Here is a 12034-nt window from a genome sequence, read left to right as displayed (position 1 = left end):
TCTACTTGCTCAACAATAGATAATTTAAAGCCTAATGTATAATCTCGCTGAGTACGCTTAACGTCTTTAGTTTTAGTAGTTTTCATAAAATAAGTCCTAAATGTGTAAACACATTTCAGGACAAGACAGGTTTTACAATAAAAGAGGGAGCCTTAAACAGGCTAATATTAGATAATATCACGAACTAGTTGTTTGTATGACCTGCCAATTTTAACTGATACGCCTGATGAAAGTTGAATGCTTTCATTACTTAACGTGACCACTTTGTGCTTGTTAATAACGTAAGATTTGTGGACTTGAATAAATGAAGTATCAAGTTCCTGTGCTATGTATTTGAGAGTACTGCTTGCAAGTAATGCTTTTTCACCTTGCCATACCTTTACATAATTTCCATAAGCCTCAAACATGTCTATTTCGCTTAAATGAATTTTATGTTTTTCACGGTCGATTTTAAGCGTAATAGTTAATGGTGCATTGGAATTTAGCGTTATAAGTTTTCTGTTTTGCCGTACTTTATTTAATGCTCGGTCTAGGCGTTGCGCTGATACTGGTTTAAGTAGGTAGTCAGTTACATCAAGTTCAAAACCAGCTAAAGCATATTCTTGATATGCACTAATAATAACGACTTGAGGTCGGTTTGCGAGCACTTTTAGTAATGCAATGCCTGATATCTCTGGCATGTTTATGTCTAAAAATAACAAATCAATAGATGATGTGGCTAAAGCACATAATGCATCTTTAGCGTTAAGGTATTGCCCGATTATATTAATATCTTTATGAGCACTTAAATGATGCAGTAACACTTCATGAGCGAGCGGCTCGTCATCAACAATTATTGTGTTTAGCATGCAGTCAGCTCCAGTTTAAGTGTGGTTTGCCAAAGGGTGTTATTTTTATCAATAATTAATGTGTGCTTATTAGGATATAAAAGAGTTAGCCTGCGGCGTAAATTGTTAAGCCCTACGCCGTGTTCTAAATTGTTATTAGTTAGAATAGGGTTAGAGGAGAATAGCGTAAGTATGTTATTGGCCATGGTGACTTTAAACACAACCGTTACTTTTTGTGATGTGGGCTCCACACCATGCTTTATCGCATTTTCTAAAATCATTATTAACAGTAGTGGAGAAATTAAATAGTGTTGTTGGTATTCAGGCCATTGCACATCAAAGTGACAGCGATCAGTGTTTCGTATATTGTGTAAGGCAATAAAACCCTTTAAGTAATTGATTTCTTTTTCTAAACTCACTTGTGTTTTTTGACCTTCATAAACACTGTAACGTAGTAAATTAGCTAATTCCATAACTAAGTCTGGTGCATTATCTGCTTTTTTTAATGTCAGCGCATAGAGGTTGTTTAATGTATTAAATAAAAAATGAGGGTTAATTTGCTGTTGAAGTAGTTTTAGTTCTATTTTTGTTTGTTGTTGAGCAATATTACTAATTTGAACGTGTTGTTGCTGTCGTTCAAACGCTAAAATAATGGGGGTGCTTATAGCCAAAAATAAAAATACAAACTGATAGTTTTCGGGGCTAAAAATATTATTATTACCGCCAGGAGTTAGGTTAGCAATGCCTACAGGTAAATCATTAATTGGTAACAGTAGCACACATGATATTAAAACAGGTGTAAGTACAGCGAGGCTTATTAAATTTGCAAACAAAAACATCAATACTCCATGATACGTTAATACATAACGTATTAATAAGTATCGGTTTATTAAATACACGCCATAGATTAATCCTACAGAAAAAGTAATTTGCCAAAGATAGCCCAAAAAAACATCAAATTGTGTAAATACTTTACGCACGTCAATAATGGGCTCAATAGGCTGATTTAACATGGGATTAATATGGGTATTGAGTATGCTAGCTGTAATTATTGCCCACCCTAAAAGTACTATAAACACAACGCTATCAAGTGATAACAAAGATTTAAGCCATTTTTTACTCAACACATTGTGATTTCTATTTGTGCGTCTAGTGATAAGCCATATACCACTTGCAGATGCGCACATTGCCCAACATTGTTCATTAATAAATTGCCACTGAGCAAAGTTAAAAAGCTGGATATTTAAAATCAGTAGGAGAAATGGGTAGGCTAAAAATCCTAACAACCAAGCTATGATTGCGGGTGTAAGCAATAAGCGATACGCAAATGCATGGGCAATAAATAAGGGAATGCACTGTAGAAAAAGCTGAGTATTAATAGTCAGGTATTGGCCAATTGACTCCATATTTGAGGACAAAAAGCGTATGTGAGATTCGAGCAAAATAGCAGCCATTAGCGGTAAATAGATTATAAGTTGGGTAATGCTAAAGCGTTGCCATATTGGTGTATTGGCTTGCTGCATATATAACTCCATTTTTATTATAATTAGTGAGCAGTTAGGCTGGGATAAAGTTGTCTTTTTATTGTAAACATTACCTTTACATAATTCACTACGCTAAGCGCATTAGTTTATCGATAAAATCATTTAAATCGTAATTATTAATTCAAAATAATTGTTTTATTTCATGTTGTTAATGAATATTCCAAGTGTGTCGAGGCTTCTTATTTTAATGATGAAAGTACATATTTAAATGATCAACGTCACTTTTTCGTTTTCATCATTTATTTCAATGCGTTAACCATTACATGTTCGCTTGTTTCAACTTGATTTCTTAAGCTGGTGTTATATCAACTAAGGATGAAACTAATGCTTACATTGAAAAATATCAACAAAAAATACGTAGATGGTACGCAAGCTTTGAATGATGTGACGATCACTCTACCCGCCGGTATGGTAGGACTACTTGGGCCAAATGGCGCGGGTAAATCAACCCTTATGCGCACAATTGCGTGTTTACAAAATGCAGACTCCGGATACATTAATTTTAATGGCCTTGATGTGATTAGCCAACCAGATGCACTTCGTTCGCAACTAGGTTATCTACCACAATATTTTGGCGTATATCCCAATATGAGTTGTCGGGCGTTACTTGAGCATATCGCAGTGTTAAAAGGTATAGATGGTAATACACGTAAAAACCAAATTAATAGTTTACTTGAACTGACTAATTTGACTCAGTTTGCTAATAAGAAGCTTGTTAATTTTTCGGGAGGAATGAAGCAACGTTTTGGCGTAGCTCAGGCTTTATTAGGAGACCCAAAGCTAATTATTATGGATGAACCCACCGCAGGACTTGATCCAATGGAACGAGAAAGTCTAAATAATTTGCTTGTAAGTATAAGCCAAAACAGATTGATACTGTTATCGACCCATATTGTTGAAGATATAGAAAGTTTATGTCACTACGCAGCCATTATAGACAAAGGAGCACTTATACAAAGCGGAGACGTAAAAGAGTTACTAACTACTTTAGACGGTAAGATATGGCAGCTTGAAAGCCTACCTACCGGCATACCAAATCAGCATGTATTAAGTAAGAGCCATCGCTATGGAAGCTCTTCATTTCGTGTTTATGCAGATACGGCGCCTGCACAAAATGCAATAAACTCGCCCGCCACGCTTCAAGACAAGTACTTTTATTCACTCAATGAAGGAAATCAAACATGTTGATTTTTAATGAGTGGCGATATGCAGTGCGCCAACCACTTGTTTGGCTTTGTATAATTATCCCTTTAATATTTGCGATTATGTTGTCATATGGGCTTGCAACGGTTGAGGTTGATTCGTTAAAACAATTTAAGTTAAATATTACAATGCTACAAATGATGCAGTTACCTATGCTTGTGGGAGTATTGGCACCCGTTATATTGTTACGAGATCAACACGCGTCTATGCAGGAGCTTATTTACGTTACGCAAACTAGCTTATTTAAGCGCAGTGTAGCAAGGGTGTGCATACTGATTTGCTTGGTTTTTATTATCAGCTTAAGCGCTATTATAATAATGGCGTTCATGCATATAAGGCAATTAGGCTATATACCAAATACGGCTTCTTTTACTTTATTTAGTAGCTTTTTAGTATTGTTACCTAATAGCTGCTTGTTAGTTGTGATTGCTTTTTATATTTGCCATAAATCAGCAACTTCATTGCCTAATTATGTTTTTTTTGCAGTGCTGTGGGTAGGCTATATAGTGCTTGCAAGTATTACCGGAAACCCAATGCTTGCTGGAAGCAGTATTATAAGCAATAGCTTTTATACATTATTTATTTGGCTTGACCCTTTTGCATACACTGGTGTAATAAACAGTTTAGCTACTTCATTAGGAGCTTCGTTTGCCATCAATCGTGTTGTTGTGAGTTTGCTCGCTGTTGGTATTTTTTTGATTACTCTTAATCAAAATACAATTTTAAAGAATAAAAAAGCTAATAAAGGTCAAAGTACTAACGAATACATTCGTCATAACATGTTAGAACCCGGTGAATATACAACAGCTAGGGTCACACAAAAACCATTTTTGATGATGGCCAGTTTATATAAAATTACACTGGTTAATTTGGTTTCACACCCTATAACGTTACTGATTATTTTTGTTTGGCCAGTGATGGTTTTTAACAGTGTTGCCTCGTCGTCAGGGTATGTTGAACCAATGAGTGTTATGAGCACCACAAGTCTAGATGCGATTAGCTATTATGCATTTGATATGCAACTTTTAATTGGGACTTTATTGTTGGCTTTGTGGAGCTGGCAAGTAAGCTGTTTCGCCAAATACTATAATATAGCAGAGCTAATTGCTGCCACCCCCCTTAAAACATATTACTTTATAATCAGTCAGTTATTTGTATTAGGTACGATGATATTGGTTTTTTTATCAATGAGCTTGTTAGGTGCAAGTGCAGCTCAGTGGTTTTTACACAGTGCATATCAATTGGAAGCACATTTGAGCATTTTATTTTTGATGTTTATTCCTCTTACCATCATTGCATGTGTATTTTTGTGCGTATTTAATTTATGTCGTTCGCAGCTTATTGCCGGTTTGCTAATTGGTGCTATTTTACTAATCAAATTCACACCAATAATGACTTATTTTGGTCTTACACATACATTGTGGAGTGTTGGTTGGACGCCTTTGCAAGCACCAGATAACTTTTGGGGTTATCGTGCAAGTATGAGTAGTTATTGGCCTTATATATCAGTTTGGTTAGTGGCGTGTATAAGTCTAGTTATAATTACGGGAGTTTTTAATCACCGAGGAACTGGGTTGAGCCGAAGAGTATTGGGGGTTAAACATTTTTGGTTATTCATCCCTCTACTTATCACTGTGGCATTATTTACTCAATTGCATTTAAGACTAGTTGAAGAGAAGCTTTTAACCAACTCGCATAAGCGTGAGGCTTTTAAAGCACAGTACGAAAAGTCTTTTTCACAATGGCGCAATGTAGCACAGCCAAGAATTGTTCACATTGATGCTAATATAGACTTTTACCCACAAAAGCAGCAGGCTCATTTTTCCTTAATATATACCTTAAAAAACACCCATCAAGAGTCTATTAAAGAGGTATTGATTGGGCGTGCAGGTTTTTATAAATGGGCTAATATTGAAATCGATGGCGCGCAAAGGGCTAAAAGCTTTCCCTTGCTTAATCAAGCTGTGTTTCAGTTTGAGAATGAAATGCAGCCAGGAGAAATACGTAAACTAGTTACACGGTTTGATGTTCATCAAGCTAAGCTTTGGCCAGTGAGAGGCCATCAAATAATAACCCCTGAATTTAGCTATATAAGATCAGTGCCTTTATTGCCGACTGTTGGCTATCAAGATAATTATGAATTAACCGATTCTATACTTCGGCAGCAACACGCACTTAAAGTGAAGCAGTCTATTAGACCCACGAAGCTATTTGCTAAAACGGCGAAAGCAAGTACTCATTACCAGTGGCTTACTATGTCTAGTAAAGTGAGTACAACAAGTGGTTATCAGGTTATAACTCAAGGAGAGGAAATATCACGTACCAGCAAAGATGACCGTGAAATATTTCATTTTGAGACTCGTACACCCATAAATGCAATCCCAGCTTGGGTGACGGTGCCTTATTCACCTGTTACCAAGCAGCAAAATGGCGTGATGTTAAACGTGTTTGCTAAAGACAAAAATGAGCCTGCACGAGCAGATTCTATAGCTGTAAACCTTAGCGCAATGGGCGATACAATAAAATGGCTTAATAAGATAAGCCCTTATAGAGCAAAACAATTAAGTTTAATAGGCTCGCCTAGGCTTGGTGTAACAGGTTATGCACTGCCGCAGCTTATACTTATTGAAGACAGTGTTGGTTTTAGATCAAAGCCAAGTGCTAATGCAGGCTTTGATCAACGTTATCGCCGTGCAGTTCACGAAACTGCGCATCAATGGTTTGGGCATGATATTGGTAATGGAGTATTTGCAGATAGCGCTTTTTTAGTGGAGTCTTTAGCAAAGTACATTGAGCTTGTTGTTATAGAGCAACGTTATGGGAAAAAGGCCATGCAAGCGCTTGTAGAGTATGAAACATCACGTTATCAGCAAAGTGCTTTAATGAGTATAAAGGAAAAGTTAGCCTTGGTTGATGCTACACAAGGTTTCGATCAATATTCTCGATCAACCATTGTCTTTGCCAAGTTACGAGCTGTTATTGGTGATAAACCTATTATTCGCGCGCTCAGGTCGATCTGGAAAAATAATAGTTACCCAAATAGGCCAGCTAACTCTATGGACTTTATACGCGCTTTAAAATTTGAAGCAGGGATAGAGCATGAAGCATTAATAAATAAACTTTTATTAGAATAAGTAAAAGTATTTAAGGTAAATGAAAGCCCATAGAGTAGGGCTTCTCATTTGAATCTATTTTTCATTATTTACCTGTGCTAATAAGTCGAGCACTTTTTGTTGGCCAAATTTTTGTGCAAATTGCTCGGCTGTTTGACCGGCTTTGTTTTGATGTGCGTTGTCGCAATCAAGGCCTACAAGTGTTTTAGCTATGCTAAATTCGCCTCTAAATATGGCGGCCATTAGGGCTGTGTTACCGCGGTTGTCTTCAAGGCATGCATTAGCGCCTAGTTGCAATAAGGTGTTTACCGTATTTTTATTGCCGTGGTAGGTGGCAATCATTAGCGCGGTGTAACCTTTGTGGTTGTAACTATTAATAGGAATGCCAGCATCAACAAATTGCGTTATTACGGCGGTGTCGTCGGTGCGTGCGGCTGCAAAGTAATAAGCAAGTAAGCTGTCGTATTGCGACTGGGCGGTGCTTTGTTCTGTTACAGGGCTTTGTGGCTCATTGGCAAAGCCTGAAAAGCTCATCACTAAAGTAAATATAATAAGTAATTTACGCATACTGTTTACCTTTTTAAAAAAGAGGAAAGCTAGGCTTTCCTCAATAACTTACAGGTTGGGTAAAATATTAAAGCTTAGCGGCTAGTTGCTTAACTTGTTTCATGTCGCCGTTTACAGCGTTAGTTAAGCGTGTACCGTATTCGCTATCTGCTTTGTAGAAGTGGCTAAGCATTTTGTGCATAACTTTGCTGTCTTTCACTTTGCCTAAATCGCCGGCTAAGTTGTTAACTAAGTTAGTGCGCTCTTGCTTGCTAAAGCTGCGGTAAAGTACACCCGCTTGAGCAAAGTTTTGCTGCTTTTTAATTGCTGCTTGTTGTACGTAGCCTTTAAGCTCTGTGTTACTTCTGCGTGCAATTGGGTTTTCTGCAACGTTTTCGTGACTTGGTTGGTAGTTCACGTTACTTGTTGTATTACCGTAGTTCATTGCGCCGTCTTGGTTGTAGTTAACCACTTCAACTTTTGCACGGTTAATTGGCAATTGTTGGTGGTTAGCACCTAAGCGGTACATTTGCGTATCGGCGTAAGAGAAAACACGCCCTTGTAATAGTCTGTCTTCAGATGGCTCAATACCTGGAATTACATTTGCCGGTGCCATTGCAACTTGTTCTGTAGATTGGAAGAAGTTAGTTGGCATACGGTTTAGGGTCATGGTGCCTACTTTAGTTTCTTTAACGTCTAACCACATTTTTGTTGCATCTAATGGGTTGTAGTCAAAGTCATCTAACTGCGACGGATCAAGGGTTTTAATGTATAGATCCCACTTAGGGAAGTTGCCTTTACCAATCTCGCTGTATAGGTCGCGTGTTAAGTGTTGGAAGTCTTTACCTTGCACTTCGTTTACTTCTTTAGCATCAAGGTTGTCTATACCTTGTTGACTTACCCAATGAAACTTAACGTATTTAACATCGCCTGACTTATTAATCATTTTGTAAGCATGTACGCCCCAGCCATCCATTTTACGTAGGCTTGCTGGTGTACCGTAGTCGCTGTATACCCACGTTAACATGTGAGTAGAACCTGGCTCGTATGAGAAAAAGTCAAAAAAGCGGTTAGGATCTTGAATGTTATCTACCGGTGATGGCTTTAACGAGTGAACCATGTCTGGAAATTTAATCGCATCGCGAATAAAGAATACCGGTAAGTTGTTACCTACTAAATCCCAGTTACCTTGGTCGGTGTAAAACTTAGTAGCAAAACCACGTGGGTCACGCAGTGTTTCTGGGCTACCTTTTGAGTGAATTACTGATGAAAAACGTACAAATACGTCAGTTTCTTTACCCGCTTCTGCAAACGGTGCAGCAATTGTTAAGTCATCTAATTCTTTAGACGCTACAAACACACCGTGTGCACCTGTACCACGCGCATGCACTACACGCTCAGGAATACGCTCACGTGCAAAACGTTGTAGCTTTTGAATTAGGTGTACGTCTTCAAGTAATACACTTCCGCGCTCACCTGCGGTAATAGAGTTTTGGTTGTCGCCAACAGCTGCGCCGTTGTCTTTAGTAAGGGTAGTTGCGGCACTTGCAGGTAATGCCATTGCTAAAGCTAATGCGCTTAGCGTTAACGTAGATTTATTATTAATCGTGTTTTTTTGAGTATTCATTGTCGACCTCATCTGTATAAAAGTGCCGGCAGTGTTGCTGGCTGTTTAACTGTTAACGAGTGTATTAACAAAAGTTGGTTCGGTAAAATTGATTGTTTAGATTGGAGTAATCACAATTTTAGATTGCTGTTTGCGTGCTGCCTTCTATTTTCTGAATAGCGGTTTTGCAATGTTCGACCTTAGTCGTAATTGCAATTTTGAAATCAATGAAAATACAGACAATTTCATATTTAATGAATAAATATTCACCACTGTGGTGCGTTTTTCACTAACAAGATGTTGACTTATTATAACAATAAAGAGAATATGCTCACTTGCTGGGCTTATGCTCAAGATGAGGTTGCACCAAACTAGGTGCATAAAAAGGGGCAATATGAATACTAAAATAGAATTAGTTATTTTTGATTGTGATGGCGTTGTTATAGATAGCGAAATATTAAGCGCGCAAGTGTTAATAAACATGCTTGCAGAGATTGGCGTTAATATTGACCGAGCCTATGTACAGCAATATTTTTTGGGCTGTAATTTTAAAACAGTCACCCAAAACTTATTCGATACCTTTAACGTGACCTTAGCTGAGAGCTTTGAAGCCGATTACCGAGAAGCATTATTAAACGAGTTCGAAACTGCATTAATGCCAACTAACGGCATTAAACACGTGCTAGAGCAATTATCTGTACCTTGTTGCATTGCAACAAGCAGTAGCCCTAAACGCACCGCTAAAGCGCTTAATGTGGTTAATTTATCGCAGCACTTTAATAAGGTATTTACCTCAAGTGAGGTAAAAAATGGTAAGCCCGCGCCCGATTTATTTTTACATGCCGCTGAGCAAATGGGCGTAAAGCCACAAAATTGTTTAGTGATTGAAGATTCAAAGGCCGGCGTGTGCGCCGCACTTGCCGCCAATATGCAGGTTTTGCATTACAGCGGGGGTGGGCATATGCAAGATGCAGTGAACTTTGTTCACCAAGCTTACCCAGAGGTAGCGCATTTAACGCATTGGGATGACTTTTATAAGCAGTACCCAACATTACAAACACAGTAATAGAATATCAACGTTGAGCTTTATGACACTGACAAAGCTTAACGTAAAAATGCATTAATTATTAAGTAGTTATAGTAGTAGCATTATAAAAAGGCACGGTGATTTACTCACTATTAATTTAAATAAAAAACACTTATTTAAATTAATAGTTAACCTGAACTTTGGTTAAGAGATTTACTAACATATTAAATCAAAAGTGATATCTATGTTTATTTTCTCTAGCCAGAGATTTACAGTGAAAACAAGGCGAAGTTACGCGTCAATAGCTAGCCTATTGCAAGTAAATTTAACGTAGTTAGCGCTGGAAATAGCTGTTTGAGATAGATTTATTATCCAGAGTCCAGGTTAGTTAGGGCTGTGCTTAAAACAATAGGAAAATACCATGGCATCAAGTCCACACACACAAACATTTAACGATGTTAACGAAGAGCAATTGCCCGTTGCTAATCATAAGCTTCATGGTTGGAAGCACTTTGCCGGTTTATACGCTGGTGAACACGTTGCTGCAACCGAGTTTGTTATTGGTGCAACCTTTGTTGCATTAGGCGCATCGACCATCGACATTCTATTAGGTTTATTAATTGGTAACCTATTAGCTATGTGTTCGTGGTGGTTAATTACCTCTCCAATTGCGGTAGAAACACGCTTAAGTTTATACAACTACCTAAATAAAATTGCGGGTAACTCAATGACCAAGCTCTATAACTGGGCAAACGTGGTCATATTTAGTGTGATATCCGCCGCGATGATCACGGTATCGGCAACCGCCGTTCGGTTTTTGTTTGATATACCCGCGCAACTCGATTGGTACCCTAACAGCTTAGCATTTGTGGCCATTGTTTTATCGGTTGGCTCTATTGTTGTATTTGTGGCTATGTATGGTTTTTCAACCGTTGCTGATTTTTCTAAAATTTGTGCGCCATGGTTATTTGTTATTTTTATAGCGGGCTCGTTTGCCTTGTTCCCTGAGCTTTCTAATCATGTATTAGGAGTGACCACGCTAACAGGGTTTGATGACTTTATGGCGATAGGGGATTCTTCTATTTGGACCGGTACCACCGCTGATGGCGAAAAAGGTATTGGCTTATTAGAGGTTATTGGTTTTGCATGGGCTGCAAACTCTATTACCCACTTTGGCTTAATTGATATGGCAATTTTTAGATTTGCTAAACGCAAAAGCTACGGTTTGTTTTCAGGCGTAGGTATGTTTTTTGGCCATTACTTAGCATGGATCTCGGCCGGTATTATGGGCGCAGGTGTTGCGGTATTACTTAAAACAACTATTTCATCACTTGACCCAGGTGACGTTGCTTACCACGCATTAGGCTGGACAGGCTTTGTTATTGTAATTATTGCGGGCTGGACTACAGCTAACGCTAACCTTTACCGTGCAGGCCTTGCAGCACAATCTATTTTTGTTGACCAATCGCGCGAGCGCACTACCGCAATTGTTGGTGTTGTAACCGTTATAATTGCGTGTTTCCCGTTTGTATTTTCGCAAATGTTACCGCTTTTAACTTACGCAGGCTTATTAGTAGTACCTGTAGGCGGCATTGTATTTGCCGAGCATGTTTTATTTCCTAAAATTGGTTTAACCCGCTACTGGGCTAAATACAAAAACATTACCCGTAGCGTACCAGCCATTGCCTCTTGGGCATTAGCACTTGTGTTTGGCTTTGGTTTAAATGCGATTGATGTAATGTCGTTTTACTACTTATTTATTCCTACTTGGATTTTCACCATTGTTATTTACACGCTACTGGCTAAAAAATACGGCGCAGGTGAAGACTACAGCAAAGAGATTGCAGCAGAAGAGCAAGAGCAGCAAGACATTAAAGAGTACCAAGCAGGACTGGCTGAAAACGTTCAAGCTCCAGTTGTTGATAACTCAATGCTAACCAAAGTGTTAAATGGCGTGTCGACTGTTTCGTTACTTATTATTTTTGGCTTTGCCAGCCAAGTAATGTTTTTTAGTGACAGCATGAGCATTTACGCAGGAAATAAATCTCAGTTTGAAATTGCATGTTTTATTTGCACCATTATTTATTTTGCAACCGCTTACTGGTCGCTATTGCGCCATAAAGCACTCAATACTGCATCTTAATTTAAATTTTTAATATTGTTTTAGT

Annotated in this window: 8 protein-coding genes; 4 read left to right on the top strand and 4 right to left on the bottom strand. The window is 38.2% G+C overall.

The window, feature by feature from the left end:
- Window positions 1-167: 167 nt before the first annotated feature.
- Together MTF64_RS02905 and MTF64_RS02900 are read right to left on the bottom strand one after the other, a co-directional pair.
- A complete protein-coding gene (locus tag MTF64_RS02905; RefSeq protein ID WP_248450513.1) occupies window positions 168-848 on the bottom strand; it encodes a LytTR family DNA-binding domain-containing protein in 681 nt (226 codons plus the stop codon).
- Entirely contained in the window at window positions 842-2350 is a 1509-nt protein-coding gene (locus tag MTF64_RS02900; protein ID WP_248450512.1) for a sensor histidine kinase, read from the bottom strand. The genes MTF64_RS02905 and MTF64_RS02900 overlap by 7 nt, the downstream gene beginning before the upstream one ends.
- 345 nt (window positions 2351-2695) lie before the next feature.
- On the opposite strand from MTF64_RS02900, the gene MTF64_RS02895 reads away from it, so the two are divergent.
- Window positions 2696-3559: an ABC transporter ATP-binding protein gene (locus MTF64_RS02895; protein WP_248450510.1), complete on the top strand. Its 864-nt coding sequence runs from the start codon at window positions 2696-2698 to the stop codon at window positions 3557-3559.
- The gene (locus tag MTF64_RS02890; protein WP_248450508.1) at window positions 3553-6708 is read left to right on the top strand and encodes a M1 family aminopeptidase; all 3156 of its coding nucleotides are present in this window, start codon (window positions 3553-3555) and stop codon (window positions 6706-6708) included. The genes MTF64_RS02895 and MTF64_RS02890 overlap by 7 nt, the downstream gene beginning before the upstream one ends.
- A 54-nt stretch (window positions 6709-6762) precedes the next feature.
- Here the strand turns inward: MTF64_RS02890 and MTF64_RS02885 are convergent, their stop codons facing one another.
- Together MTF64_RS02885 and MTF64_RS02880 are read right to left on the bottom strand one after the other, a co-directional pair.
- Window positions 6763-7254 carry an ankyrin repeat domain-containing protein gene (locus MTF64_RS02885; protein WP_248450506.1) on the bottom strand — a complete coding sequence of 164 codons (492 nt, stop codon included), beginning with the start codon at window positions 7252-7254 and terminating at the stop codon, window positions 6763-6765.
- Between the two features lie 67 nt (window positions 7255-7321).
- The gene (locus tag MTF64_RS02880) at window positions 7322-8860 is read right to left on the bottom strand and encodes a catalase (RefSeq protein ID WP_004587093.1); all 1539 of its coding nucleotides are present in this window, start codon (window positions 8858-8860) and stop codon (window positions 7322-7324) included.
- Between the two features lie 373 nt (window positions 8861-9233).
- On the opposite strand from MTF64_RS02880, the gene MTF64_RS02875 reads away from it, so the two are divergent.
- Together MTF64_RS02875 and MTF64_RS02870 are read left to right on the top strand one after the other, a co-directional pair.
- Window positions 9234-9905 (top strand): HAD family hydrolase, encoded by a 672-nt coding sequence (locus MTF64_RS02875; RefSeq protein ID WP_029772306.1) that lies wholly within the window; start codon window positions 9234-9236, stop codon window positions 9903-9905.
- A gap of 382 nt (window positions 9906-10287) precedes the next feature.
- Window positions 10288-12009, top strand: a complete 1722-nt coding sequence (locus MTF64_RS02870; RefSeq protein WP_029772305.1) for a hypothetical protein — start codon at window positions 10288-10290, stop codon at window positions 12007-12009.
- Window positions 12010-12034 lie beyond the last annotated feature (25 nt).

The sequence above is a fragment of the Pseudoalteromonas sp. 2CM41L genome (genome assembly GCF_023161905.1).
Lineage (GTDB): Bacteria > Pseudomonadota > Gammaproteobacteria > Enterobacterales > Alteromonadaceae > Pseudoalteromonas > Pseudoalteromonas atlantica.
The sequence above is the reverse complement of the archived record's forward strand: the minus strand, read 5'-3'. Positions and strand labels throughout refer to the sequence as shown.